Genomic DNA, 24,886 nt, shown 5'->3' on the forward strand with positions numbered 1-24,886 from the left:
CCCGGCATGCCTGCGCACCGGGTCGAATCGGGGACGACGTGGGCATACCGTTGCGCCATGCGCTCCCTCATGAGGCGTGTCCTGCTCGACACGCGCTACACGCTCGTGGGCTTCCCCACCACGGTCATCGGCTTCGCGATCCTGATCGCCGGGTTCGCCGCCGGCCTGGGCACCGCGGTCGTGTGGGTCGGCGTGCCGCTCCTGGCCGGCGTCCTCATGATCGCACGCGGGTTCGCCGACGCCGAGCGCGGCTGGCTGTCCGACGTGCTCCGCCGCCCGCCCGTACGCCCCCGCTACAAGCCCGCGCCCGAGGGAGCCGGCCGGTTCCGCCGGCTGGTCAACCCGCTGACCAGCGGGCAGTCCTGGCTCGACCTGCTGCACGGCATCCTGAACCTGCCGATGGCGATCATCGCGTTCGTGCTGACCGTGGTGTTCTGGGCCATCCCCCTCCTCGGCCTGAGCTACCCCCTCTACGGCGTCGTGACCTCGCGCATCCCGGGCAACACGGAGCTGCCCGAGCTGCTCGGCTTCGGCCGCGGCTACGGCGTCAACGTCGTCTTCCACGTGTCGCTCGGCGTGCTGGGGCTGCTGGTCCTGCCGTTCATGGTGCGCGCGGCCGCGCTGATCCGCGCCGGACTGGGCCGGGCGCTGCTGACCGGCGTCGCCGAGCTGCAGGAACGCATCGAGGACCTCGCCGAGGGCCGCGCCGCGGCCGTCTCCGCCGAGGCCAACGCGCTGCGCAAGCTGGAGCGCGACATCCACGACGGCCCCCAGCAGCGCCTGGTGTCGCTGGCGATGGAGCTGTCCCGCGCGCAGCGGCAGATGGCCAAGGACCCGGAGGCCGCCCAGGCCACGATCGGCTCCGCGATCACCGCCACCCGCGAGACGCTCGACGAGCTGCGCGCCCTGTCGCGGGGCATCGCGCCGCCCATCCTGTCCGACCGTGGCCTCGCGCCCGCGCTGGCCGCCCTCGCCGGCCGTTGCACGGTGCCCGTGGAGCTGGACGTGCAGGTCGTCGGCCGCTTCCAGGCCGCCGTCGAGAACGCGATCTACTTCGTCGTCGCCGAGACCATGACCAACGTCGCCAAGCACAGCCGCGCCACCGTCTGCACCGTCCAGCTCAGCCGCACCGGCAACATCCTCATGCTGACGATCGGGGATGATGGTGTCGGCGGCGCACACGTCGCCAAGGGACACGGTCTCGCCGGGCTCGCCGACCGGCTCCGCGCAGTCGACGGGGAGCTCACGGTCGACTCGCCCGACGGCGGGCCGACAGTGATCGTGGCGGAGGTGCCGTGCGCGTAGTCGTGGCCGATGACGCGGTCCTGATCAGGGAGGGCCTGGTCAGGCTGCTGGAGGAGTTCGGCTGCGAGGTGGTGGCCGCCGTGGGCGACGGCGACTCCCTCGTCGCGGCGGTGTCCGAGCACCGGCCGGACGTGTCGGTGGTGGACGTGCGGATGCCGCCGTCGTTCACCGACGAGGGCCTGCGCGCCGCCGTCGAGGCCCGCAAGCGGGTGCCGGGCGCGCCGGTGCTCATCCTGTCGCAGTACGTCGAGGTGTCGTACGCCGACGACCTGCTGGCCGACGCCCGGGGCGCGGTCGGCTACCTGCTGAAGGACCGGGTCGTGGACGTCGACGAGTTCCTGGAGGGCCTGCGGCGGGTGGCCGCGGGCGGCACCGTGTTCGATCCTCAGGTGGTGTCGCAGCTCATGGTGCGCAGGCGCAAGAACGACCCGCTGGCCCAGCTCACGCCGCGCGAGCGGGAGGTGCTGGGGCTCATGGCCGAGGGCAGGTCCAACCCGGCCATCGGGCGGCAGCTCGTGATCAGCGACGGGGCGGTGGAGAAGCACATCAGGAGCATCTTCAGCAAGCTCGGCCTCTACGCCGACGACAGCGATCAGCACCGGCGCGTGCTCGCCGTCCTGGCCTACCTGCGCTCCTGACCCGCGCGGCTCCGGCGGTCCGTCTTCCTCGGGCCGCCCGGCGGGCCTGCGGCCAGGGCGCGGAATCGCCCTGCGGAGGGCCCGTCCCGCTGGTCCTCGCCCGTCACCGGGCTGTCGGGGGCGGGGGCGGGGGTTGTGGGGATTCTGTGGGGGTTCCGGGCCGGGCGGCCGGCCGGCCCGCGCGGCGGACCCGCGCGGACCAGGCCACCCGGTCTCCAGGACCCGGCCACCCGGTGTCTAGCCGAGCGCCTCGACCAGCTTCTTGCGCTGCTGGGCGCCCAGGCCACCGAGGCGGCGCTTCTCGTCGACGCCCGCCTCCTCCATCAGCGCGGTGGCCTTGGCCGGGCCGACGCCCTTGACCGCGCGCAGCGCCTGCGACACCTTGATCTTCTTGGCGATGTCGTCATCGCGCTCAAGGAGCTGCGAGAACGTCATCTCGCCGGCCTTGACCTTGGCCAGCAGAGCGGTGCGCGCGGCGCGGGCCTCGGCCGCCTTCTCCAGAGCCGCCTTGCGCTGCTCGGGGGTGAGAGTGGGAAGTGCCATCTCTGTCTCCTCGGGGAGTTAAACGTTCGGGGTTCTGTTACCCGTAGTGCAGTGGCTAATCATGGCGGATACCAGCGGTTCTTGGTGCGGAAAGCGTCCGCTCAGGCCGTGCGCCGCGCCTGCGGGGCCGCCTCGGCGGGTCACGTGATCCCGCGCGGGGGAGCGGGGACGTCTGCGCGGCGCCGCCGGTGGGCGCGCTCCCGGACCATCGCGGCGCGGGCAGGGAAAACGGCTTCCGGCCAGGGCGCGGACGGCTCCGCCGGAAGCCGGGGGAGACCCGCCGCCGATCCCGGCGCGGCGGCGGCGGCCGCCTGGCGCGGGGACGCGGTCCCGGCCGCTCGCCGAGCGCCGCGCGGGCGGCGGTGAAAGCGCAGATGGCCGCCTACGTCGGCGTTCTCGGCGGGAGGGGCGCGTCTCCGCTCCCGCGCCGCCTCGCGTGCGGCCGGGCCGCGCGGGTCGCGGACGGCCCTCCAGCACGGGCGTCCCGGTCCCGAGCCGCTCCGCAGGACGCCGCCTCCTTACGGGGGTCCCTGACTGACAGTGACGGCCTCATGGATGGTCCGGGAGGAAGTGCTGGTAGATCACCGGACACGTGCAGGATTACGGTCCGTGGCGGCGTTTCACCCCTGTCGCGTGTTTTGCATCACATTCTGGTTTTCGGGCGTGTCGCGGCCACTTCTCGCGGGCCGACCATGCCGTACGGGCCGGGGAACGTGGTCAACGCCTCAGGAAGTGGTCAACGCCTCAGGAAAAGGCGCGGCGCCACTGGTCCACGGCGTCGACCGTGAGGAAGGCGTCGAAGACCGACTCCATGGCGCCGATCAGCGCGCCGCGCCATCCGAGGGCCGAGGGGGAGATCCTGGGCGGCCGTTCCCGGCGGATCGCCATCAGGCCGCGCTCGAACCGCCCCATGAGCTCCGCCGGCGCCAGCCGGTGCAGATCCACGCCGAACCCCGACAGCGTCACCACCTCCGGGTCGTGCGCGTTCACCAGGGCGCAGATGCCCCGGCCGAGCGCGCCGGCACAGGACGTCACGGCCCGTACCGCTCCTTCGTCGCCCGCCATGGCGGCGGAGAGCAGGCGCTCGGCGTGGTCGCGGCCCCGCCCGCCGCCGTGGGCGAGGCCGAGGTGGCGCAGCAGGGCGTTCGTGCCCACCTCCTGTCCCCAGCACCCGTACGCCCCGCACATGCAGGGCGCGTCACCGCCGATGAGCGGCATGTGGCCGAACTCGGCGCCGACCCCGGTCGCCCCGGCCAGCGGGCGGCCGTCCACGATCAGCGTTCCGCCCAGGTCGAAGTCGACGTGCAGGTGCAACCCCACCGCGACGCCGCGCAGCTCGCCCCGCCGGGCCTCGGCCAGCCCGGCGAACGCCGTGTCGTTGCCCACGACCAGCGGCCCGGGGAGGGCCAGCAGGCCGGGGACGTCCACCGAGTTCCAGCGCAGGTGCGCGATGTCGACGAGCCCGCCGGGACGCACCGGACCCGCCAGCGCCACGCCGGTGCCGACGACCCGGGGGACCAGCCGTTCGAGATGGCCGCGCAGCGCCGCGCCGAGCGGCACGAGCGCACCCTCGGGCGTCCCGTCGTGCTGACGCACCTCCAGGACCGTGGCGCGCCCGCCCAGCTCGCACGCCGCGACCTCCCAGGCGTCCTCCCGCACGTCGACCGCCAGGGCGACCGGGCCGCGCGGATGCGGGCCCGGGACCTGCGTGGGCCTGCCCCGGCCGTGCTCGGGCGCCGGTTCCTCGTGCAGCAGCCCGCTCTCCGCCAGCTCCCCGACCAGCACCGACGCGGTGCCGCGGGCGAGGCCGAGGTCGCGGGTGAGCCGCGAGCGGGTCAGGGACGCGCCGCAGTCGTGCACCGCCCGCAGCAGCCGCACCCGGTTGTGGGCCCGCAACGCCCCGCTGGTCGTCGCCCCTGCCCCTGAGTGCCCGCCCGTTGCCGCGGTGGGTCCGCCCGTCATCCTCGCGACTCCGCCTCGTGCTCCGCTCGCATCTCCGGCGCTCCCTTCTCTCCGCGCGGCGCCTTTGCCGCACTCTCCGCCACCCGCGTCCAGACGCCGCCGCCACGCACGCCACGCATGCCACGCATTGACGCACCCGCGCCGCCACGCATCCACGCCACGCACGCCGCCACGCCTCCACGTCGCTCGCGGGCGCGTCACGTCGTGTGTCACACCCATCTGTCACGCACGTCGGTTCACTTACCACGGCTGTGCAGCGCTCTGGCCGTCGGGCCGCTTCGCGGCGGTCGCGCCAGGGTTCCGCCGTTGTGCCGTCCCTGCACCTCTGATTATGCTCTAGCCGTGAACATAAGTCTTGCGGTGGCGCGTCGTGCCCGGAGCGCGGTGTTCGGCTACTTCTTCCTGGCGGGGTTCGTGATGGGCCTGTGGGCCGCCGGCCTGCCGTCCCTCAACGACCGGCTCGACCTCGGACCGGCGCGGCTGGGCAGCGTGCTGCTGCTGATCTCCGGTGGGGCGCTGGTGTCCATGCTGGTCACCGGCCCGCTCGTGGACCGGTGGAGCAGCCGGGCCGTGTGCTGGGTGTCCGGCCCGCTGTCGGCGGCGGTGCTGCTGGGGCCCGCCCTCGCTCCCGGGTATGCGTGGCTGGCCGTGCTGGCCGTGGTGTTCGGCATGGGGCTCGGGGTGACGGAGGTGGCCATGAACACCCACTCCGTCGAGGTCGAGCACGCCTACGGGCGGCCGATCATCTCGGCGTTCCACGGCACGTGGAGCCTCGGCGGCGCGGCCGGGGGCGGGCTGACGGCGCTGGTGCTGCAGACGGGGCTGGACGCGCAGGTGCTGCTCGTGGCGGCGGCGGTGGTGGTGCCGTTCGTGTACGTGCCCTTCGCCCTGCGCCTGCTCCCGGCCCGCCCGTCGCGCTCCGTCCCGCCTGCGGACGACCGGGCCGGCGCGGCGGCGGACGAGGCGGCTCCGGGTGGCGGGAACGGGGGGCGGCGTGGTGGCCCCGGGCTGCGGTGGGGGCTGGTGGCGATGCTCGGGCTGGCCGCGTTCGCGGGGCACCTGAGCGAGGGGGCGGCCATCGACTGGGCCGCCCTGCACGCCCGCTGGGTGCTCGGCACCGACCCGGCCGCCGCGCCCGTCGCGTACACGATCTTCTCCGTCGCCATGACCACCGTCCGGCTGCTCGGCGACCCCATCCGCGCCCGGCTCGGCTCCGTGCGCACCATCCAGCTCGCCGGCCTGCTGGCCACCTGCGGCTACCTCCTCGTGCTCGTGTCGCCGCTGGTGGGCGACGCGGTGCGGGTGGCGTGCGCGTGGACGGGGTGGGCGCTGGCCGGGGTGGGGCTGGCCACGGTGGTGCCGGTCATCTTCAGCGCCGTGGGCGCCGCCGGCGGCCAGGTCGGGCGGGCGCTGTCGCTGGTGACGGCGTTCGGCTACAGCGGAATGCTGGTGGGGCCCGCCGTGCTGGGGTTCGTGGCCGAGGAGTCGTCGCTGCCGGTCGCGCTGATCGTCCCGGCCGTCCTGGCGGCCGTCGTCGCCCTCGCCGGCGCACCGGCCATCCGCTCCCTGGCCACAGAACACCCGCGCGTCGAGGTGCCGGTCCGGTCCTGACGCCGCCGCCGGGGTGGGCCTTCCTCTACGGATCTTTACGGCCGGCACGGGAGGGCCCACCCGCCGACCGTGGCCGGCGGCCCTCCAGGGGCACGCTCCTCCGCCTCACCGGTCGCCCGCCGTGACGCGCGCGAAGGCACCGGGGCCGTGGCGCTCGCGCACCCTCGGGCCGCCTCCGGAACACGGGCGCACCCTCCGTGCCCGTTTCATGACCGTTTTCCCGCCGGAAGCCGAGCCAGGCTTTGCCTGGCACGCCGTTGACCTGGTGTTATGTGATCGTGACTTGACCGGCATGATGCCTGCCGGTTTCATGTCCGAAACACCGTAAACGTTTACAGATCCTTGCCGGAAACGTTTACAGCACGGAAGGACGACCTTGGCACAGGGACCCACGATCACCACGATCGCCGAGCGCGCGGGCGTGTCCATCGCCTCCGTCTCGCGGGTGCTGAACGGCCTGCCCACCCGGCAGGAGACCGTGCGCAAGGTGATGGCGGCGGCCGAGGAGCTCGGCTACGTGCGCAACGCCGTGGCCCGGTCGCTGAAGTCCCGGCGCACGCACCAGGTCGCGTTCGCGATGGCCGACGTCGGCAACCCGGCGTACCTGGCCATGCTGCGCGAGATCCAGCCGGTGCTCAAGGCCGCCGGCTACCGCCTCGTGCTGCACTCCACCGGCGCCGTCGTCGCCGACGAGATCGACGTGCTGCACAGCCTCGGCGAACGCTACGTCGACGGCATGATCATGGTGCCGCTGCGCGTCACCGAGGCGCACCTGCAGATGCTGGGCGCCGCCCGCGCGCCCGTCGTCGTCATCGGCTCCGTGCCCGAGGGCACGCCCGTCGACAACGTGCGGGCCGACTCCCGCACCGGCGTGCGCCTGGCCGTCGACCACCTGCACGCGCTCGGCCGCTGCCGCATCGCGCTGGTCAACGGCCCCACCGACACCGTGCCCGGCGCGGCCCGCGGCGCCGCCTACCGCGAGGCGCTGGCCGAGCTGGGCCTGCCGTACGACGAGGAGCTGGTGGAGATCGGCGACTTCTACCGGGCGGAAGGAGGCCGCGCGGTCGCGGCCCTGCTCAACCGGGTCTCCGACGTCGACGCGCTCATGTGCGCCAACGACCTCATCGCGCTCGGCGCGCTCGACGTGCTGCGCGCGGCGGGCAAGCGGGTGCCGGAGGACGTGGCGGTGGTCGGCATGGACGACACGGACCTCGCCGCGGCCTCGTGGCCGTCGCTCACCAGCGTCTCGCTCGGGTCCGCCGAGCGCGGCCGGGTCGCCGCCGAGCTGCTGCTCGACCGGCTCCAGGACGGCGAGCACGAGCCCCGCGTGGTGACCGTGCCGCCCCGGCTGGTGGTGCGCGCCTCCACGACGCCGGAGCCGCCGGCCGTACGGGACGTCACCGGAGCGGCGGGACAGGCGGCCACGCAGAGCAGGAGCACGGAAGGAGGGGGCACGTCATGACGGCGACCGCGACCAGGCCAGCGCCGCCCACCCCGCCCGCGCGGCACGCGCGGCGCAGGAGGTTCTCGCGGCAGACCCGCGAGATGTGGGTGCTCATGCTGCCCGCGCTCGTGCCGGTCCTGCTGTTCAGCGTGGGCCCGCTGCTGTACGGCATCGCGCTCGCGTTCACCGACGCGCGCAACACCCGCAACCACGAGACGAGCTTCGTCGGCCTGGAGAACCTCGGCGACCTGCTGACCGCCGAGGACTTCTGGTCGTCGTTCCGGATCGGCATGATCTGGGCGGTCTCGGTGACCGGCCTGCAGTTCCTCGCCGCCCTCGGCCTGGCGCTGCTGCTCAACCAGGACCTCAGGTTCAGGGGCGTGGCCCGGGTGCTCGCGGTGGTGCCGTGGGCGATGCCGCCGGTGGTCATCGGCCTGATGTGGAAGCTCGTTTACCACCCCGACGCGGGCATCCTGAACAGCGTGCTCGGCACGCACGTCAACTGGCTGGCCGACTTCTCCCTCGCGCTTCCCGCGATCATCGTGGTGGGCGTCTGGACCGGCATGCCGCAGACGACCGTCGTCCTGCTGGCCGGGCTGCAGAACGTCCCCAGGGAGCTGTACGAGGCGGTGGAGGTCGACGGCGCGGGCCGCTGGCGCAAGTTCTGGAACATCACGCTGCCGCAGCTCAAGCCGGTCATCGTGGCCATCACCTCGCTCGACTTCGTGTGGAACATCAACCAGTTCGGCCTGGTCTACGTGCTCACCCAGGGCGGGCCGGGCGGCCAGACGCGGCTGCCGATGCTGTTCGCCTACGAGGAGGCGTTCCGGTACCGGTTCGCCGGCTACGCCTCGATGCTCGGCCTCGCGATGGCCGTCGTCGTGCTCGCGGCGCTCGGCCTGTACCTGTGGCGCCAGATGAGGGAGGCCAAGTGACGGTCACCACCCGCGGAGGGGCCGCCGGGCTGCGCCGCGTCCCGCAGTACCTCGCCCTGCTGGCCTACGTCGTCTTCCTGGCGTTCCCCCTGCTGTGGCTGCTGTCCACGGCGCTGAAGACGCCGCGCGAGATGGCGCTGGCCGACCCCACCTGGATCCCGCGCGAGCCGACGCTGGCCAACTTCGCCGACGCGTTCGGCGAGCAGGACCTCGTCGGCGCGGCCACCCGCAGCCTCGTCGTGGCGCTGGCCAGCAGCGTCATCACGGTGGTGATCTCGCTGCCCGCCGCGTACGCGATCGCCCGCTACCGCGGCCTGGTCAACCGGATCGCCATCGGGTGGGTGCTGGTCAGCCAGGTCTTCCCGTTCATCCTGATCATCATCCCGCTCTTCATGATCCTGCGGGACCTGGAGCTGGTGAACACGCTGCCCGGCCTGGTGGTCGTGCACGTGACGTTCACGCTGCCGTTCGCGCTGTGGATGCTCCAGGGGTACGTGCGCGCCGTGCCGGCCGAGCTGGAGGAGGCCGCGGCCATGGACGGCGCCGGGCGGATCCGGACCATCGTCGGCGTGGTGGCGCCGCTGCTCGCGCCCGGCGTGGTCGCGACGCTGCTGTTCGCGTTCATCTCGTCGTGGAACGAGTTCCTCTTCGCGCTCGTGATCCTGCAGGACCCCGACGTGATGACACTCCCCCTGACGCTGGTGCGCTTCACCGGCCCGGAGGGGGTGGCCCGGCTCGGCCCGCTGGCCGCGGCGTCGCTCATGGCGACCATCCCGAGCCTGATCTTTTTCGCAATCATCCAGCGGCGACTGAAGTCCGGCCTGATGGCCGGCGCCGTCAAGGGCTAGTAGGAGGCTCTCATGCGTATGAAGTCCGCTTTGGCGGCGGCGGCGATCGTCGCGCTGGCCGCCGGCTGCGGCAGCGGCGGCGGCGACAAGGGCGGCTCCGCGGCCGGGAAGCCCGGCGAGCCGGTGAAGCTGAACTTCCTCAGCCTGGCCTGGCAGAAGGAGTCGGTCGCCGCCAACAAGCAGATCGTCGACGAGTGGAACAAGGCCAACCCCACCATCCAGGTCACCTACGTCCAGGGCAGCTGGGACAACGTCAACGACCAGCTCGTCACCCAGTTCGCGGGCGGCACCGCGCCGGACGTCATCCACAACGACTCGCCCGCCCTGTCCGGCTTCGCCTCCGACGGCTACCTGCTCGACCTGTCGGACAAGCTGCCCGCCGAGCTGAAGAGCGACATCCCGCAGAAGTCGTGGGACACCGTCACCTTCGACGACGGCAAGGGCAAGCAGGGCGTGTACGGCGTGCCGTTCCTGCAGGAGTCGCAGGTCATCATCGCCAACAAGAAGCTCCTCGACGGCGCCGGCGTGCGGATCCCCACCCCCGACAACCCGTGGACGTGGGACGAGTTCTCCGCGGCCGCCAAGAAGATGACCAAGGGTGACGCGTTCGGCGTGGCCTGGCCGATGAAGTCGCCGGTCAACAAGAGCCTCAACCTGGCGCTGAACTTCGGCGGCACCTTCTTCCAGACCGTCGACGGCAAGACCACCGTCAAGGTCGGCCCGGAGGAGAAGGAGGTCCTCCAGCGCATCCACGACCAGCTCTACAAGGACAAGTCGGCCGACCCGGCGGCCCTGGGCCAGGGCACGGCCGACCCGCTGCCCGCCTTCTACGCCGGCAAGTTCGCGCTGCTGCCCGCCGGCGTCTACCTGCGCCAGCAGGTCGCCGAGCAGGCGCCGAAGGGCTTCGAGTGGGTGACGCTGCCGCCGCTCAAGGGCACCACCACCGACCAGGGCGCGGTCTCCCAGACCCTGTCGGTCGCGCAGGACAGCAAGCACCCGGACGAGGCGCTGAAGTTCATCTCGTACTTCCTCAACCCGACCAACCAGGCCAAGCTCGCCAAGGGCGACTGGCTGCTGCCGACCTCCGTCAAGGCCGCCGCCGACCCGTCGATGACGACCAAGGAGAACGGCTGGGACGTGGCCACGGCCTCGGCCAAGAACCTCGTCGTCGCCCCGTTCCTCAAGGTCAACGGGTTCGACGAGTGGAAGAGCAAGGTCGCGACGCCGGCGCTCCAGGAGTACTTCGCCAACAAGATCAGCATCGACGACGTGGCGAAGAAGCTGGTCGACGACGGCAACAAGGTGCTGGAGCGGTACCAGCGGTGACGTATCGCGCAGCGGTGACCCGTCCCGAGGCGGGGACCCACCGCGACCGGGCCCGGGGGTGTCTGCTCGGCCTCGCGGCCGGGGACGCCCTCGGGGCCCCCGCGGAGAACCTCACCCCGGCCGAGATCCGGCGGCGCTGGGGCCGGCTCACCGAGATCGAGCGCGGCGGCACGGACGACACCGAGTACGCCATCTTCGCCGCCTCCCAGCTCGTCCGGCACGGGCACGCCCTCACCTCGGCCGACGTGGCCGCCGCCTACCGGGCCGAGGTGCTGCCGCGGATCACCGGCCCCATGCGCGGGGCCGGGTTCTCGGAACTGGGCACCGTCGAAGCGCTTCGCCGTGGCCTCGAACCGCCGATGACCGGGCTGGTCCACCAGCACGGCTGGTCGGACGGGCTGGCCATGCGGGCCGCGCCGTACGGGATCTTCTGCCCGGGCGACCCGGCCGAGGCCGCGCGGCTCGTGGAGCAGGACGGTCGGGTCAGCCAGTCGGGCGAGGGCGTCCTCGGCGGGCGCGCCGTCGCGGGCGCCGTGGCCGCCGCCATGGCGGGCCTGCCGCCGCGCGAGGTGGTGGCGGCGGCGCTGTCGGTGGTGCCGGAGGACTCGTGGACGGCCCGCGCCGTCACCCGCGCGGTCGCCGTCCTCGACCGCATCCGACAGGATCGGCCCGCCATGCAGGACCGGCCCGCCATGCAGGACCCGCTTGCCGTTCAGGACCGGCCTGTCGCGGAGGACCCGCCTGCCGTTCAGGAGCGGGCAGAGGAGGGGCGGGAGCCGGATGGCGAAGAGGCGGCGCTGGTGGAGGCGCTGCACGAGGCCGTCGTGGTGAGCCACTACCCGTGGACCGACGTCGCGCCCGAGGCCGTGGCGCTCGCCCTGGCCGCCTACCTGGCCGGCGACGGCGACGTGGAGGCGTCCGTGACGTTCGCCGTGAGCCTGGGCCGCGACGCCGACACCATCGGGGCCATCGCCGGCGCCGTCGCGGGCGCCGGGCGGGGCGAGGGCGGCGTGCCCGGACGGTGGGCCGCCCGCATCGGCCCGGTCGCGGGCACCTGCCTGCCCGTGGTGGCCGGCCGGCACGTCCTGACCGTCGCCGACGAGCTCACGGACGCGGCGGCCCGCCACCGCCCGGCCGCGGTGGCGGGCGACGAAACGGGCGCCGAAGCGGGCGACGATCGGGCGGACCCGCGGGCGGGCGCACCAGCAGACGGACCGGGCGGCGGAAGCCGTACGGCGAAAGGACAGTAGACGACCATGTCGGGGGACAGAATCCGGGGGGCCTTCGCCGGGCTCGCCGTGGGCGACGCCGTGGGCTGGCCGGCCGGCCGGCACCGCTCTGCCCTGCACGCCCCGTGGAGCCGGCGCCTGCACCGGGAGCTCGACGCGTTCGCCGAGGAGCACCGGGTCACCACCCTGCCCGTGCCGTTCGCGTTGAACCAGCCCGTCGCCCCGCTCGCGCTCGGCCCGTCCGACGACGCCGAGTGGCTGGCCTGGACGGCGCTCACCATCGACCGGCCGCGCGCCGAGGCGTTCCGCGAGCTGCGCGAGCAGAGCCCGGACCTCCGGGCGCGCATCTCGGTGGCCACCGCGCTGGACAACCTCGCCCGCGGCGTCGAGCCGCCCGCCAGCGGCCACGACAACCCGCACCACTTCGACGACGCCGCCGCCGTGCGGGCCGTCGCCTTCGGCGCGCTCGGCCGCGACCCCGCCGGGGACGCCCGGGTGACCAACGCCGGCGACGGCGTGCTCGGCGCGCTCGCGATGGCCGCCGCCGTCGCCGCGGCGGTCGCGACCGGGTCGGCGGCCCAGGCCGTCGAGGCGGCGCTGGCCGTCCTGCCCGGCGACACCGCCATCGGGCACAACGCGCGCCTCGCGATCGAGGCGGCGCGCGCGGCGGGCGACCCGTTCGCCGCCGTGCCCGCGCTCGACGCCGCCCTGCTCGACCACGTCTACAGCTACGCGGTGGGCGCCGCCCTGACGGTGCCCGTCGCGCTGGCGCTGGCCGAGGTGTCGGGCGGCGCGCTCGGCCGGGCCGTGCCCGCCGCCGCCTGCCTGGCGCCGCTGGCCGACTCGGCGCCCGCCCTGACCGGCGCGATCACCGGGGCGTGCGGCGGCTTCGAGGCGATCCCGGAGGGGTGGACCGCCTCGGCCCGCACGCTGGCCGGCTGTTGCCTGCCGCACCTGGCGGGAACAGATCTCATCGAACTCACGGAGGAACTCGTATGACGCCGCTCGCAGATCAGCCCGCAGACCTGCTCACCGACAAGGCGGTGGGCTGTGTGGCGGGCGCGGCGGTCGGCGACGCGCTGGGCGGCGCCACCGAGGGCTGGACGCCCGAGCAGATCACCCGAAGGTACGGGGGGCCGGTCGAGGGCATCGTGCCGCCGTTCAACGAGGACTGGCGCAACGCCCGCCCCATCGCCCCGTACCACAAGGGCGACGGCCACATCACCGACGACACCCTGATGACGCACGCCCTCATCCGCGTCTACGAGAAGGTCCAGGGCCACCTGGACGCGTACGCGATGGCCGAGCACCTGGTGCCCGAGCTGATGGGGGAGCGGCGCTGGATCCCCGAGCTGGAGACGGAGGCGCTGCCGCTGCACCGGATCTTCCTCGCCGAGAAATGGATCGTCGCCCGCCTGCACTACGGCCACGTGGACCCGCGCGAGGCCGGCGTCGGCAACATCGTCAACTGCGGCGCCGCCATGTACGTGGCGCCGGTCGGCGTCGTCAACGCCGCCGACCCCGACGCCGCCTACGCCGAGGCGATCGATCTCACCGGCGCGCACCAGTCCAGCTACGGGCGCGAGGCCGCCGGCGTGATGGCCGCGGCCGTCGCCGAGGCCATGCGCCCGGGCGCCACCCCCGACTCGGTCGTGGCCGCCTGCCTGCGGCTGGCCAAGGACGGCACCAGGGCCGCGATCGAGGCGGTCTGCGAGGCGGCGCGCGGGCTCGGGCACTGGGAGGGCTCGTTCGAGACGCTGCGCGCGGCGATGCGGCCCTACGACACGGTCGCCGACACCTACCGCGACCAGGGGCTCGGGGCGCGCCGGCCGAGCCGGGTGCACAGCATCGAGGAGCTGCCGCTGGCCCTCGGGTTCCTCGTGATCGCGAAGGGAGACTTCCGCGAGACGGTACTGGGCGGCGTCAACTACGGGCGCGACGCCGACTCGATCGCCTCCATGGGCGGCGCCATCGCGGGCGCGCTCGGCGGGCTCGCCGCGGTGCCGGGGGAGTGGGCCGAGGAGATCGGGCGGGCCAGCCGTACGGACCTGGTCGAGCCGGGACGGGCGATCGCGCGGGTGGCGCGCCGTGTCCACGCCGACGACCAGGCGCGCCGCCGCGCCCACGAGAGCGCCTTCGCCGCCCTGCTCACCGCGGACGGCGCGACGGGCGGCTCCGCGTACGGCGCGACGGGCAGTGTGGAGGGCGGGGCGTGATCCGCCTCACCTGGGTGCAGCCCGAGGACCTGGTGGGGCACGAGCTGCGCCAGGCCGCCGAGGACGGCCGCGACGTGCGGGAGATCGCCGCCCGCTGGCGCGCGGCCGGTGGCCACGACGCGCCGCCCCGCGCGGGCGCGTCCGAGCCGGGAGCGCTGCGGCTGCGTCCGCTGGCCGAGCGGCTGCTGGACGAGCTGGCGGCGATCCCGTCGCCGCTGGACGAGCCCACCGACCTCGACGCGATCATCGCCGCGACCCCCGCCTGGCCCGCCGGCCGGCCCCTCGCCTCACCCGGATCGCCCTCGCCCGCGCCCGCCGCCTCCCCCCTGACCGGCTCGCCGTCAGGGGCAGGGGTGGATCCGGCGCGGCTGCTGGGCGCCTGGGAGGGGCGGGCCGCCGGGTGCGTGCTCGGCAAGCCCGTGGAGAAGATCCCGCGCGAGGGCGTCCGGGAGATCGCCCAGGCCACCGGCAACTGGCCGATCCGCGGCTGGTTCACGGCGCGGGGCCTGCCCGCCGAGGTGGCCGCCCGCTGGCCCTGGAACCGGCGCAGCGCCGTCAACTCGCTGGCCGAGAACATCGACGGCGTCCCGGAGGACGACGACCTCAACTACCCGCTGCTGGCCCTGACCGTCCTGGAGCGGCACGGCCGCGGCTTCACCACCGACGACGTGGCCAAGCTGTGGCTGGACGAGCTGCCGGCCGGCCGCACGTTCACCGCCGAGCGGGTCGCGTACCGCAACCTGCTGTCCGGCGTCGAGCCGCCCGAGACGGCCACGCACCGCAACCCGTTCCGCGAGTGGATCGGCGCGCTCATCCGGACCGACGTGTACGGGTGGGTCAACCCGGGCGACCCGGCCACGGCCGCCGAGTACGCCTGGCGCGACGCCCGGCTGACGCACACCGCCAACGGCGTCTACGGGGCGATGTTCGCCGCCGCCCTGTGCGCGCAGTCGCTCGTGGCGAGCTCCGTGGAGGAGGTGGTGGCCGCCGGCCTGTCGGTGGTCCCGCCCGCCTCGCGGCTGCACGACGCGGTGCGGCGGGCCGCCGAGGACGCCGCCTCGGAGCCCGACTTCGAACGCGTCCTCGACCGCCTCCACGAACGGCACGCGGGCCTGCACTGGGTCCACACGATCAACAACGCCGCCCTGGTCGCGGCCGCCCTGGTCCACGGCCGGGGCGACTTCACCGCCTCGATCGCCGGGGCCGTGGCCGGCGGCTGGGACACCGACTCCGCGGGCGCGACCGTCGGCTCGGTGGCGGGGGCGCTGAACGGCGGCGTGCCCGCCCGGTGGAAGATGAGGAACAGCCTGGCCAGCAGCCTGACCGGGTTCGACGGTATCGGGCTGGACGAGCTGGCCCGGCGCACCAGGGAGTTGATGTGGGCATGATCTCGGTGTTCGGCAGCGCGAACATGGACCTGGTCGCGTACGTGGACCAGGCTCCGAAGCGCGGTGAGACGGTCACCGGGCGGATGTTCCGCACCGTGCCCGGCGGCAAGGGCGCGAACCAGGCGATCGCCGCCGCCCGCGCCGGCACCGAGGTCTCCTTCCTCGGCGCGGTCGGCGACGACGCGTTCGGCGCGGAGATCCGCGACACGCTCGCGGTCGCCGGCGTGAACGTCGAGCGCCTGCGCCAGGTGCCGGGCCCCAGCGGCATCGCGCACATCGTGGTGGACGACGACGGCGGCAACTCGATCATCGTGGTGCCCGGCGCGAACGGCCAGGTCACCGCCCCCTCCGAGGAGGAGCGCGCGGTCATCGCGGCCTCCGCCTCGGTGCTGCTCCAGCTCGAACTGCCCATGGAGGCCGTCATCGGCGCCGCCCGGGCCGCCCGCGAGGCGGGGGTCCCGGCCGTCCTCACCCCGGCGCCCGCGCAGCCGCTGCCGGACGAGCTGCTGGACGCCGTCGCGCTCATCGTCCCGAACGAGCACGAGGCGGCCGCCATCACCGGCGCCGCCGACCCCGGCGAGGCGCTGTCCCGCCTGCTCGAACGCGTGCCCGAGGTCGTGATCACGCTCGGCTCCGAGGGCGCCCTGTACGGCTCGCGCTCCGGCGAGCGGCTGCGCGTGCCGGCCGTACAGGTGGAGGCGGTGGACACCACGGCGGCGGGCGACACGTTCGTCGGCGCGCTCGCCGTCGCCAGGGCGGAGGGCCGGCCGGCGGAGGAGGCGCTGCGGTTCGCGTCGGCGGCGGCGGCGCTGTCGGTGCAGCGGGAGGGCGCGAGCACCTCCATGCCGAGCCGCGCGGAGATCGACGCCGCCCTCTAGCCCGCTCCCCTAGACTGCTCCCCCATGATCATGATCGTGGGGAAGGTCCGATGAGGCGCCGCCGCCGGCTGCTCGTGACGCTGGCGGTGGCCGCCGTGCTCGCGCTGGCCGCCACCGGCCTGTACCGGCTGGTCAACTCGCGGACGTACCAGGTCGCCGGCACGCTGGTGTCGCGGTTCGACACGCCGGAGAAGGTGGTCGCGCTGACCTTCGACGACGGGCCGGACGAGCACGCCGCCGAGGTGCTGGCCGCGCTCGCCGCCGAGGACGCCCGGGCCACCTTCTACGTCGTCGGCTCCCAGATGGAGAGGTTCCCGAAGGAGACGGCGGCGCTCGTCGCGGCGGGGCACGAGCTGGGCAACCACACCTACACGCACCGCCGGATGGTGTTCGTCTCGCCGGACACCGTGAAGGACGAGGTGGAGCGGACCAACGCCCTCATCCGCGCCGCCGGTCAGAGGGGGAACATCACCTTCCGGCCGCCGACGGGCAAGAAGCTCCTGACGCTGCCGATGTACCTGGCCGAGCACCACCAGACCACCGTCATGTGGGACGTCGAACCCGACTCCGGCAAGACGCCGACGGCCCAGGAGATCGTGGCCGAGGTGCGGGCCGAGGTGCGGCCCGGGTCGATCGTCCTGCTGCATCCCTGGTACGGGAGCGGGGCCGACACGCGGGCGGCCATCAGGGGCGTGGTGTCGGCGCTGCGCGCCGAGGGGTACACGTTCGTCTCGGTCTCGGAGATGCTGGCCGGCTCGCAGGCGTGATCGGATTCACCCCGCCCCGGGCCACATCAGCGGCGCCGGGCGGGGCAGGGAACCGGTCATGAGCGACAAGCACGACGATCGTCCTGACGACCTGCCCGACACCGTGACCGGCCTCAACGCGGAGAGCGACGTCGTAGCCGAGCGGTCGGGCGCCGGCACGTCCCACTCCGGCCGCCCCATCCCCGCCGACCCGCCCGAGGCCCAGGCCGCCGGTGGGGCCAGCGGTGGGGAAGGCAGCGGGGAAGGCGGCGAGGAAGCCGACGCCGGGGGAGACGCGGGCCGCGACGGTGAGACCGGCGAGGAGCCGGAGGTCCGTCCGGACGCCGGTCCGACCGGCTGACCACCGCCCCGGCCCGGCCGGGTCACGGGGCGGACAGGTGGTGGGCGCACTCGTCGCGGTAGCGCAGCGTCAGCTCGCGCACCCGCGTCGGGTCGGCCAGGACGGCGCCGGAGACGGCCGGCACCACCGCGTGCCGTACCGAGGGGAACAGCCGGGCCAGGTCGGCGGGTGAGAGGCCACGCGGGCCGACGCCCGGCACGAGGACGGGGCCGTCGAGCCGGTCCAGCAGGTCGGGGCCGAGCCGATCCGGCACGGCGGAGGCCGGCACGCCACCGGCCACCACACCGACCGGCCCGAGCGGCGCCCGGCCCGCGTTGGCCGCCTCGACCCCCGCGAGGACCCGCGCCGCGAACGGGTCGCGGAAACCCTCGGGCCCGTCGGCGCGCGCGAGCACGAACACCCCGGCGTCGTTGGCGACGGCCGAGGTGATCGCCCCCTCCAGCGCCCCGAACCCGAAGTACGGGCTGAGCGTCACCGCGTCGGCCGCCAGCGGGCTGCCCTGGTCGAGGTACGCCTCGGCGTAGGCGGCCATGACGGGGCCGGTGTCGCCGCGCCTGGCGTCGAGCACGACCAGCGGCCCGGCCTGGCGCAGGTCGGCCAGCACGGACTCCAGCACGGCGAACCCCCGGCTGCCCCACCGCTCGAAGAACGCCGGCTGCGGCTTGACCACGGCCGCCACGTCGCCCACGGCGTCGGCCACCGTGCGGCTGAGGCGCTCCAGCCCCGCCGGCGAGTCGTCCAGGCCCCACGCGTGCAGCAGCGCCGGGCTCGGGTCGATGCCCACGCACAGCGGCCCGTACTTGTCGAGCCTGGCCCGCAGCCTGGTCCCGAACGGCTCCGTCATCGTCCCGCCCCCCACCCTCGCCGACGTTCGCAGGGTAAACCGGGCCGGAGCAGCCCGGAAAGCCTTGCGACGAGGGCGGTATGGGACGGCGCGGATCAGGTCACCACATTTATCCGAGGATGCCTCAGCCTTCAGGTCCAGAAGGAATCGGACTCCCGCGGAGCAGGGCAGGCCCAGCCGGATCGCCGCCCAGGTGATCCGGAGTCTGACCGCGGCGAACGCTCAATTTCTGTCTTACCTCCTCGGTAGATTGAGTGGTCATGAAGGCGGCAGCGAATTCGGGGGAGAGCGCCGGGCACGCCCGATACACCTACCGGCTTCGTGTGTCGCCGGTCGCCCAGGTCGCCTTACCGGGCGAGTGGGATCGTTGCCGATGGGTGTGGAACCAGTGCGTCGCCACGTCCAGGACGGTGCACCTGCACAACAAGACTCACCCGGAAGACCCGCAGAGCTGCGGCCCGGCCCAGCTCGACAAGATGCTGACCAGCTGGCGGGCTGAGCATGAATGGCTCGCGGCGGGGGCGTCGGTGCCGCAGCAGCAGATCATCCGTGACTTCGCCAGGTCCCGCGCCAAGGCGGTCAAGGACATCACTGGCCGGCTGCCCGTCCGGCAGCGGGCCGGGATGCCTCGCTTCAAGAAGAAGGACCTGACCGATCCGAGCCTGAACTACACGCGGCGCGGCTTCCGCCTCAAGGACGGGCGCCTGCATCTGGCCGGGAACATCATCGTGACCGTGGTGTGGTCCCGTGACCTGCCCGCCGTCCCGTCGAGCGTGCGCGTCTTCCGGGACGGTCTGGGCCACTGGTACTCCTCGTTCGTCGTTCCCGCCCGGGCCGAACCGCTGCCCGCCACCGGGCGGGCGATCGGCATCGACTGGGGCGTGACACAGGTCGCCACCACCACCAGTGACGACCATGACCTGCCGCACGCCGACTACGGCAAGAAGGCCCGGGCGAAGCTGGCCCGTTACGACCGGATGATGGCCCGTCGCGGACCCGTCCGAGGGCAGCCGGGCTCGAAGGGCTACCGCGAGGCGAAGAAGCTGCGCGCCAAGCAGTACAAAAAGGTCGCCCGCCAGCGCCAGGACACTGGTCGCAAGTGGGCCAGGAAAGTCGTCGGCGACCATGACGTGATCGCGGTGGAGGACTTCCGGCCGAAGTTCCTGGCCAAGTCCAGCATGGCGCGCAAGGCTGCCGACGCGGCCATCGGCGCGACCAAGCATGCCCTGATCGAGATGGCCCGCAAACATGGCCGCACCCTGATGCTCGTCAACCCCGCGCACACCACCATGGACTGCGCCCAGTGCGGAGCGAGAACCAAGCACGCGCTACCTCTTTCCGAACGTACCTACACCTGTGCCGCGTGCGGAGCCGTCTGTCCCAGAGACAAGAACTCTGCCCGCGTCATGCTGGTCCGGGCTGGTCTGACCCCGGTTGGTGCTGATCGCGGAAGACCTGAACGTCCGCTGGACGGTCAGGCAGCGTGAGCCAGGAATCCCCTGTCTTCAGGCGGGGGAGCAGTCAAATCCCCCCAGCCGGGCTGTTCCGGGCGCAGCTCCAGGCGCCCGTCCACCGGCAGGTACGGGTCGGGACACCAGGACACCTCGTCGGGCTTGTACTCGAGGATGGCGAAGTTGGTCGTCGCCGCCGCGAAGTGCGCGTTCGCCGCGGTGGCGAGCGGGCCGAGCGGGTTGTGCGGCGCCACCGGGACGTAGTGGACGTCGGCGACGGCGGCGATCCGCGCCATCTGCGTCAAGGAAACCATCAGGTGATGTGCCGGAAATGTCCGCGGGGTACCCGCCGGTCGCCCCGGGGTAGATCACCTGCATGTACGAGATCGCCCGCCGGACGCTGACGCTTCGCACCGAGCCGCCGAGCGAGGTCACCGTCAGCGTCGGCGTGCCCGTGGAGGAGCCCACGGGCGACTGGTCGTGCCCGTACCGGATCGACGGGCTGGCCGGATGGGAGCACGAGCGCAAGGTCACCGGCGTCGACGCGCTGGAGGCGGTGGACCTGGCGCTCGCCATGGTCCGGGCCGCGCTGGCCGGCTCGCACGAGGCCAAGGAGGGGCTGCTGAGCTGGGAGGAGGAGCCGGACGGCCGGCGGCCGAAAACCGTCTACCTCACCTGGGACAAGGATCACGACGTCGCCTACATCGCGATGAAGCACGAGATCGCGCCCGGGGAGGCCGTGCGCCAGGAGACCGTGGACGGGGCCGTCCTGGACTACGGGGTCTCGGGCGAGCTGCTGGGGATCGAGCTGCTGGACGCGGCGACCCGCCTGCCGTCCGAGATGCGGCTCTGACGCCTCTGCCGGGCTCCGCTCTGGGGGCGGGCGGCCTACAGGGCGCCGCTCGGGGGGTGGACGCCCCGCGACAGCAGCCACCGCCAGCGCGGCACCTCGAACGCGACGGTCGCCACGGCGAGCGCCGTCACGACGACCGCCACCGGCGCGGGCCAGGCCGCCCACGACGCGGCCACCGCCGCCACGAGCTGGAGCAGCACGAGCAGGATCGTGACGAACCCCGGCACGGGCACGATCACGTTGCGCTTGTCCCCGGGCGTGGAGAACAGCGTCGGCAATCCGATCAGCACGATCACCGACAGCACGGCCAGCGCGACGGAGCGGGAGGCGAGGGCCCACGGGGTGGCGACCCAGGCGACCAGCTCGGTGGCGAACCTCAGCGCGGACCCGGCGGGACTGTCCTGGCGGACGGTGTCGGTCACGCGCGCACCCTATCGGCCTCCGCCGGGTCCGCCGCGACGGGGCCGGGACGACTGAGGCCGCGATAATCGACGCGTGACCCCTCCGAGCGACCTTCCCCCCGCGAGCGACCACCCGGTCCGGCCGCGCGTCGTGGCGACCGACCTCGACGGCACCCTGCTCGACTCCACCGGCTCCGTCTCCCCGCGCACCCGCCGCGCGCTGCGCCTGGCGCGCGCGGCCGGCGCCGAGATCGTGTTCGTGACCGCCCGCGCGCCCCGCGGGGTCGACCCGATCGCCGAGGCGGCCGGCGTCAGCGGCACCGCCGTGTGCAGCAACGGCGCCATCGTGTACGACCTGGCCGCGCGCGAGATCGTCACCCGGCACGACCTCGACCCCGAGGCCGCGGCCCACGTGATCGACGTCCTGGCCGGGGCGCTGCCCGGCGTGGCGTTCGCCGTCGAGACGGGCACGGTCGTGCTGGCCGAGCCCGGCTACGACGTCCACCACCACGACCCGAGACAACGGCGCGAGGTGCGGTCGGTGCGCGACGCGGGCGAGCCGTTCGTCAAGCTGCTGGCCTGGTCCGGCGAGCATCCCGTGGACGACATGGCCGCCGCCGCGGCCGAGGCGGTGGCGGGGCGGGCCGAGGTGACGCACTCCGGCGTGGGCGGGCTGCTGGAGATCAGCGCGCCGGGGGTGACGAAGGCCGGCACGCTGGCCGGGTTCTGCGCGGAGCGGGGCGTGGCCCCGGCCGAGGTGGCGGCGTTCGGCGACATGCCCAACGACCTCGCCGTCCTCGCCTTCGCCGGCGCCGGGTACGCCATGGCCAACGCCCACCACCTGGTGCTCGCCGCCGTGGAGCGGCGGACGCTGTCGAACGACGACCACGGCGTGGCCGTCGTCCTCGAACGCCTCTACGGCCCCTGACCCGCGCGCCCGGAGCATGACAAATGTCAGCGTGAAGGCAGGACGCACGGCACCAGGGAGGCGCCCGGGCCGCTCCTAGCGTGGAAGCCATGGAGACCATCCCATCCAGCCCCGCCCTCGCCCTGACCGGCGTCGCCAAGCACTTCGGCGACGTACGGGCGGTCGACGGCCTGAGCCTCACCGCCGCGGCGGGAGGCGCCATCGCCCTGCTCGGCCCCAACGGGGCCGGCAAGTCCACCACCGTGTCGCTGCTGCTCGGCCTGGCCCGGCCCACCGCCGGCACGGTCCGCGTCCTCGGCGGCACCCCCGAGCAGGCCGTCGCCCAGGGCCGCGTCGGCGCGATGCTCCAGCAGGGCGAGCTGATGCCCGAGCTGACCATCGGCGAGCTCGTCGGCTTCGTGCGCGGCCTCTACCCCCGGCCGCTGCCCCTGTCCGAGATCCTCGACCTGGCCGACCTCGGCTCCCTGGTCAAGCGGCGTGCCAAGGGGCTGTCGGGCGGCCAGGCCCAGCGGGTCAGGTTCGCGCTGGCCGTCGCGGGCGCCCCCGACCTGCTCGTGCTCGACGAGCCGACCGCCGCGATGGACGTCGAGTCGCGGCGGCGCTTCTGGGACGGCATGCGCGCCTACGCCGCGGGCGGCCGTACGGTGCTGTTCGCCACCCACTACCTGGAGGAGGCCGACCAGAACGCCGACCGGGTGCTCGTCATCGCGCGGGGCCGGCTGGCCGCCGACGGCACCCCCGCCGAGATCAAGGCCACGGCGGGCGGGCGGCTCGTCACCTTCCGCCTCGGCGACCAGCCGGCCGCCGGCCTGGACGCCCTGCCGGGCGTCACCTCGGTCGAGATCCGCGACGGCGTGGCCCGGCTGCGCACCGACGACGCCGCCCTCACCACCGCCGCGCTCTACCGCGGCACCACGCTGGAGGTCCACGACCTGGAGGTCTCCGGCGGCCACCTCGAAGACGCCTTCCTCGCCCTCACCCGGGAGTCCTGATGCTCGCCTCGTACGTGCGGCTGGAGATCCTCCGCATGATCCGCAACCGGAGGTACGTGATCCTCGGGATCGGCTTCCCCCTGGTCATCTACCTGCTCAACGCCAACGTCTTCGGCAAGGAGACCACCGACGGCGGCGTCACCCTCAGCGCGTACGTCATGGTCTCCATGGCCGCCTACGGCGCGATCTCGGGGACGCTGGTCAACACCGCCGGCCCGTGGGCGCAGGAACGCGCCTCCGGCTGGCTGCCGCAGCTGCAGGTCACGCCGCTGCCCGGCTGGATGATCATCGTGGGCAAGCTGGTGGGCGCGCTCCTGCTGGTCCTGCCCTCGATGCTGCTCGTGTGCCTGGCCGGCGCGCTCACCCAGGGGGTGTCCCTGTCCGTGGGGCAGTGGGCGGCGCTGGTGGGGGCGCTGTGGGCGGGGGCCGTGCCGTTCGTCGCGCTGGGACTGGTCATCGGCTCGCTGCTGCGGCCCGACGCCGTCCAGCCCGTCACCATGATCACCATGCTGGGGCTGGTGATCGTGGGCGGGCTCTGGTTCCCGGTCACCACCATGGGCGAGACCATGCGCACCATCGCCGAGGCGACCCCCGCCTACTCCTACGCCGACATGGGCTGGAGCGTCATCGCCGGCCACGGGGTGCCCCTGTCGGACGCGCTCACGGTCGCCGGCTGGGCGGCGGCCCTCGGGGTGCTCGCCGTCCTCGCCTACCGGCGGGCTACCGTACGCGCTTGACTTCTTCCCCCAGCTGAAGCCGGGGGATCTGAACCCTTACGGGTCAGGCTTCCTGCTTCACCGCCAGTCGCCCGCCGGGCTTGCGCCTTTGAGGTCTTACACCGGCTCCACAGGCGTTTCACCTCTCCGTCAGCCCGGCGGCGAGGATGTTGATCGCGGCGTTGACGTCGCGGTCGTGCAGCGCGCCGCACGCGCACTGCCACGCCCGGACAGCCAGCGGCATGTTCTCGTGCAGGGCACCGCAGGCCGAGCACAGCTTCGAGGAGGGGAACCATCGGTGGATCACGACCAGTTCCCGCCCGTACCAGGCGGCTTTGTACTCCAGCATGGACCGCATCCGGCGCCAGGAGGCGTCGGACATGGCGCGGGCCAAGCTGTGGTTCTTGACCATGTTGCGGACGGTGAGATCCTCGATCACGACCGTTTGGTTCTCACGGACGAGCCGAGTGGTGAGCTTGTGCAGGAAGTCTCGCCGCCGGTCGGTGATCCGAGCGTGAATGCGGGCGACCTTGAGTCTGGCCTTCTGCCGGTTGGCCGACCCCTTCTCCTTGCGGGCGAGATCCCGCTGGGCTCGGGCGAGTTTGCGGCGGTCGGCCCGTTCGTGCTTCGGGTTGACGATCTTCTCGCCGGTGGAGAACGTGGCCAGCGCGGCGACCCCGGCGTCGAAGCCGACCCGGGTGGCGGCCGGGGGCAGCGGGCGGATCGCCTCCTCGACCAGGATCGACACGAACCAGCGCTGCGCCGCGTCCTTGGAGACAGTCACCGTGGACGGCTGCGCGCCCTGCGGCAGGGGCCGCGACCACACGATGTCCAGCGGTTCGCGCATCTTCGCGAGGGTGAGCCGCCCATCTCGCCAGGTGAAGGCCGAGCGGGTGTACTCGGCCGATGCCCGCGACTTCTTGCGGGACTTGAAGGTCGGGTACTTGGCCCGGCGGGCGAAGAAGTTCGCGAACGCCGCCTGAAGGTGGCGCAGCGCCTGCTGAAGCGGCACGCTCGACACCTCGTTCAGGAACGCCAGCTCGCCGGTCTTCTTCCACGCGGTGAGAGTGGCCGAGGACTCCCCGTAGGAGACCCGACGGCCGTCCGACGTGTAGGCGCGGGTCCGCTCGGCCAGGGTCTTGTTGTAGACCAGGCGCACGCAGCCGAACGTCCGGGCAAGCTGTTCGGCTTGCCCGCGGGTCGGATAGAAGCGGTACCTGTAGGCCCGCTTCACGATCTGCGCCATACCTCACCCAGTACCAGGCCATCAG

The 24,886-nt window shown here is 73.6% G+C and carries 24 protein-coding genes and 1 pseudogene; 19 read left to right on the forward strand and 6 right to left on the reverse strand.

The genetic code is table 11. The features are described from left to right. Window positions 1-57: 57 nt before the first annotated feature. Window positions 58-1,305: a sensor histidine kinase gene (locus HTZ77_RS38105; RefSeq protein ID WP_175594630.1), complete on the forward strand. Its 1,248-nt coding sequence runs from the start codon at window positions 58-60 to the stop codon at window positions 1,303-1,305. After that, on the forward strand, window positions 1,296-1,943 hold the full coding sequence (locus tag HTZ77_RS38110; RefSeq protein WP_175594631.1) for a response regulator transcription factor: 648 nt from the start codon (window positions 1,296-1,298) through the stop codon (window positions 1,941-1,943). Before HTZ77_RS38105 ends, HTZ77_RS38110 begins: the two co-directional genes overlap by 10 nt. A gap of 237 nt (window positions 1,944-2,180) precedes the next feature. Here HTZ77_RS38110 and mihF read toward each other — a convergent pair whose 3' ends face one another. Next, a complete protein-coding gene (gene mihF / locus HTZ77_RS38115) occupies window positions 2,181-2,486 on the reverse strand; it encodes an integration host factor, actinobacterial type (protein ID WP_175594632.1) in 306 nt (101 codons plus the stop codon). Between the two features lie 744 nt (window positions 2,487-3,230). Then, the gene (locus HTZ77_RS38120; RefSeq protein ID WP_175594633.1) at window positions 3,231-4,448 is read right to left on the reverse strand and encodes an ROK family transcriptional regulator; all 1,218 of its coding nucleotides are present in this window, start codon (window positions 4,446-4,448) and stop codon (window positions 3,231-3,233) included. 342 nt (window positions 4,449-4,790) lie between these two features. Here HTZ77_RS38120 and HTZ77_RS38125 point away from each other — a divergent pair, with 342 nt between their 5' ends. The 12 genes from HTZ77_RS38125 (at window position 4,791) to HTZ77_RS38180 (ending at window position 17,430) form a co-directional block, all read left to right on the forward strand. Further along, window positions 4,791-6,059: an MFS transporter gene (locus tag HTZ77_RS38125; RefSeq protein ID WP_328809012.1), complete on the forward strand. Its 1,269-nt coding sequence runs from the start codon at window positions 4,791-4,793 to the stop codon at window positions 6,057-6,059. A 376-nt stretch (window positions 6,060-6,435) separates the two neighbouring features. Then, window positions 6,436-7,521: a LacI family DNA-binding transcriptional regulator gene (locus HTZ77_RS38130; protein ID WP_175594635.1), complete on the forward strand. Its 1,086-nt coding sequence runs from the start codon at window positions 6,436-6,438 to the stop codon at window positions 7,519-7,521. Further along, window positions 7,518-8,438 (forward strand): carbohydrate ABC transporter permease, encoded by a 921-nt coding sequence (locus tag HTZ77_RS38135; protein WP_175594636.1) that lies wholly within the window; start codon window positions 7,518-7,520, stop codon window positions 8,436-8,438. Before HTZ77_RS38130 ends, HTZ77_RS38135 begins: the two co-directional genes overlap by 4 nt. Next, complete coding sequence (locus HTZ77_RS38140) at window positions 8,435-9,286, forward strand: carbohydrate ABC transporter permease (RefSeq protein WP_328809013.1); 852 nt, start codon at window positions 8,435-8,437, stop codon at window positions 9,284-9,286. Before HTZ77_RS38135 ends, HTZ77_RS38140 begins: the two co-directional genes overlap by 4 nt. A 12-nt stretch (window positions 9,287-9,298) precedes the next feature. Further along, entirely contained in the window at window positions 9,299-10,612 is a 1,314-nt protein-coding gene (locus HTZ77_RS38145; RefSeq protein WP_175594637.1) for an ABC transporter substrate-binding protein, read from the forward strand. Next, a complete protein-coding gene (locus HTZ77_RS38150) occupies window positions 10,609-11,862 on the forward strand; it encodes an ADP-ribosylglycohydrolase family protein (RefSeq protein WP_205304485.1) in 1,254 nt (417 codons plus the stop codon). Before HTZ77_RS38145 ends, HTZ77_RS38150 begins: the two co-directional genes overlap by 4 nt. A gap of 6 nt (window positions 11,863-11,868) precedes the next feature. Then, the gene (locus tag HTZ77_RS38155; RefSeq protein ID WP_175594638.1) at window positions 11,869-12,840 is read left to right on the forward strand and encodes an ADP-ribosylglycohydrolase family protein; all 972 of its coding nucleotides are present in this window, start codon (window positions 11,869-11,871) and stop codon (window positions 12,838-12,840) included. After that, a complete protein-coding gene (locus tag HTZ77_RS38160; protein WP_175594639.1) occupies window positions 12,837-14,057 on the forward strand; it encodes an ADP-ribosylglycohydrolase family protein in 1,221 nt (406 codons plus the stop codon). Before HTZ77_RS38155 ends, HTZ77_RS38160 begins: the two co-directional genes overlap by 4 nt. After that, on the forward strand, window positions 14,054-15,445 hold the full coding sequence (locus HTZ77_RS38165) for an ADP-ribosylglycohydrolase family protein (RefSeq protein WP_175594640.1): 1,392 nt from the start codon (window positions 14,054-14,056) through the stop codon (window positions 15,443-15,445). The genes HTZ77_RS38160 and HTZ77_RS38165 overlap by 4 nt, the downstream gene beginning before the upstream one ends. After that, entirely contained in the window at window positions 15,442-16,323 is an 882-nt protein-coding gene (gene rbsK / locus HTZ77_RS38170) for a ribokinase (protein ID WP_175594751.1), read from the forward strand. Before HTZ77_RS38165 ends, rbsK begins: the two co-directional genes overlap by 4 nt. Before the next feature lie 50 nt (window positions 16,324-16,373). Further along, window positions 16,374-17,090, forward strand: coding sequence for a polysaccharide deacetylase family protein (locus HTZ77_RS38175; RefSeq protein WP_175594641.1), 717 nt, complete (start codon window positions 16,374-16,376; stop codon window positions 17,088-17,090). Between the two features lie 58 nt (window positions 17,091-17,148). Next, entirely contained in the window at window positions 17,149-17,430 is a 282-nt protein-coding gene (locus HTZ77_RS38180) for a hypothetical protein (RefSeq protein WP_175594642.1), read from the forward strand. Window positions 17,431-17,452: 22 nt separating this feature from the next. On the opposite strand, the gene pyrF is transcribed toward HTZ77_RS38180, so the two are convergent. Continuing rightward, window positions 17,453-18,274, reverse strand: a complete 822-nt coding sequence (gene pyrF / locus HTZ77_RS38185) for an orotidine-5'-phosphate decarboxylase (RefSeq protein ID WP_175594643.1) — start codon at window positions 18,272-18,274, stop codon at window positions 17,453-17,455. Window positions 18,275-18,534: 260 nt separating this feature from the next. Here pyrF and HTZ77_RS38190 point away from each other — a divergent pair, with 260 nt between their 5' ends. Next, window positions 18,535-19,761, forward strand: coding sequence for an RNA-guided endonuclease InsQ/TnpB family protein (locus HTZ77_RS38190; protein ID WP_175594644.1), 1,227 nt, complete (start codon window positions 18,535-18,537; stop codon window positions 19,759-19,761). Here the strand turns inward: HTZ77_RS38190 and HTZ77_RS38195 are convergent. Next, window positions 19,749-20,039 (reverse strand): enolase C-terminal domain-like protein, encoded by a 291-nt coding sequence (locus HTZ77_RS38195; RefSeq protein WP_175594645.1) that lies wholly within the window; start codon window positions 20,037-20,039, stop codon window positions 19,749-19,751. The genes HTZ77_RS38190 and HTZ77_RS38195 overlap by 13 nt on opposite strands. A 62-nt stretch (window positions 20,040-20,101) precedes the next feature. Here HTZ77_RS38195 and HTZ77_RS45605 point away from each other — a divergent pair, with 62 nt between their 5' ends. Beyond that, the gene (locus tag HTZ77_RS45605) at window positions 20,102-20,578 is read left to right on the forward strand and encodes a DUF2283 domain-containing protein (protein WP_205304486.1); all 477 of its coding nucleotides are present in this window, start codon (window positions 20,102-20,104) and stop codon (window positions 20,576-20,578) included. A gap of 35 nt (window positions 20,579-20,613) precedes the next feature. Here the strand turns inward: HTZ77_RS45605 and HTZ77_RS38205 are convergent, their stop codons facing one another. Next, on the reverse strand, window positions 20,614-21,000 hold the full coding sequence (locus tag HTZ77_RS38205; protein ID WP_175594646.1) for a hypothetical protein: 387 nt from the start codon (window positions 20,998-21,000) through the stop codon (window positions 20,614-20,616). 73 nt (window positions 21,001-21,073) lie between these two features. On the opposite strand from HTZ77_RS38205, the gene HTZ77_RS38210 reads away from it, so the two are divergent. The 3 genes from HTZ77_RS38210 to HTZ77_RS38220 all read left to right on the forward strand — a co-directional run bounded on the left by HTZ77_RS38210 (window position 21,074) and on the right by HTZ77_RS38220 (window position 23,636). Then, window positions 21,074-21,907 carry an HAD family hydrolase gene (locus HTZ77_RS38210; RefSeq protein ID WP_328809014.1) on the forward strand — a complete coding sequence of 278 codons (834 nt, stop codon included), beginning with the start codon at window positions 21,074-21,076 and terminating at the stop codon, window positions 21,905-21,907. Window positions 21,908-21,996: 89 nt separating this feature from the next. Next, window positions 21,997-22,899: an ABC transporter ATP-binding protein gene (locus HTZ77_RS38215; RefSeq protein WP_175594647.1), complete on the forward strand. Its 903-nt coding sequence runs from the start codon at window positions 21,997-21,999 to the stop codon at window positions 22,897-22,899. Beyond that, window positions 22,899-23,636: an ABC transporter permease gene (locus HTZ77_RS38220; protein ID WP_175594648.1), complete on the forward strand. Its 738-nt coding sequence runs from the start codon at window positions 22,899-22,901 to the stop codon at window positions 23,634-23,636. Before HTZ77_RS38215 ends, HTZ77_RS38220 begins: the two co-directional genes overlap by 1 nt. 43 nt (window positions 23,637-23,679) lie before the next feature. Here HTZ77_RS38220 and HTZ77_RS38225 read toward each other — a convergent pair. Further along, window positions 23,680-24,861 (reverse strand): annotated as a pseudogene (locus HTZ77_RS38225) (RNA-guided endonuclease InsQ/TnpB family protein). Window positions 24,862-24,886: the final 25 nt, after the last annotated feature.

The sequence above is a fragment of the Nonomuraea montanisoli genome (genome assembly GCF_013363975.1).
Taxonomy (GTDB): domain Bacteria; phylum Actinomycetota; class Actinomycetes; order Streptosporangiales; family Streptosporangiaceae; genus Nonomuraea; species Nonomuraea montanisoli.

Coding starts and splice junctions, on each gene's coding strand:
- HTZ77_RS38105 (WP_175594630.1), top strand. CDS start 58: ATGCGCTCCCTCATGAGGCGTGTCCTGCTCGACACGCGCTACACGCTC.
- mihF (WP_175594632.1), bottom strand. CDS start 2,486: ATGGCACTTCCCACTCTCACCCCCGAGCAGCGCAAGGCGGCTCTGGAG.
- HTZ77_RS38120 (WP_175594633.1), bottom strand. CDS start 4,448: ATGACGGGCGGACCCACCGCGGCAACGGGCGGGCACTCAGGGGCAGGG.
- HTZ77_RS38135 (WP_175594636.1), top strand. CDS start 7,518: ATGACGGCGACCGCGACCAGGCCAGCGCCGCCCACCCCGCCCGCGCGG.
- HTZ77_RS38145 (WP_175594637.1), top strand. CDS start 9,299: ATGCGTATGAAGTCCGCTTTGGCGGCGGCGGCGATCGTCGCGCTGGCC.
- HTZ77_RS38155 (WP_175594638.1), top strand. CDS start 11,869: ATGTCGGGGGACAGAATCCGGGGGGCCTTCGCCGGGCTCGCCGTGGGC.
- HTZ77_RS38160 (WP_175594639.1), top strand. CDS start 12,837: ATGACGCCGCTCGCAGATCAGCCCGCAGACCTGCTCACCGACAAGGCG.
- rbsK (WP_175594751.1), top strand. CDS start 15,442: ATGATCTCGGTGTTCGGCAGCGCGAACATGGACCTGGTCGCGTACGTG.
- HTZ77_RS38175 (WP_175594641.1), top strand. CDS start 16,374: ATGAGGCGCCGCCGCCGGCTGCTCGTGACGCTGGCGGTGGCCGCCGTG.
- HTZ77_RS38180 (WP_175594642.1), top strand. CDS start 17,149: ATGAGCGACAAGCACGACGATCGTCCTGACGACCTGCCCGACACCGTG.
- pyrF (WP_175594643.1), bottom strand. CDS start 18,274: ATGACGGAGCCGTTCGGGACCAGGCTGCGGGCCAGGCTCGACAAGTAC.
- HTZ77_RS38190 (WP_175594644.1), top strand. CDS start 18,535: ATGAAGGCGGCAGCGAATTCGGGGGAGAGCGCCGGGCACGCCCGATAC.
- HTZ77_RS38195 (WP_175594645.1), bottom strand. CDS start 20,039: ATGGTTTCCTTGACGCAGATGGCGCGGATCGCCGCCGTCGCCGACGTC.
- HTZ77_RS45605 (WP_205304486.1), top strand. CDS start 20,102: ATGTACGAGATCGCCCGCCGGACGCTGACGCTTCGCACCGAGCCGCCG.
- HTZ77_RS38215 (WP_175594647.1), top strand. CDS start 21,997: ATGGAGACCATCCCATCCAGCCCCGCCCTCGCCCTGACCGGCGTCGCC.
- HTZ77_RS38220 (WP_175594648.1), top strand. CDS start 22,899: ATGCTCGCCTCGTACGTGCGGCTGGAGATCCTCCGCATGATCCGCAAC.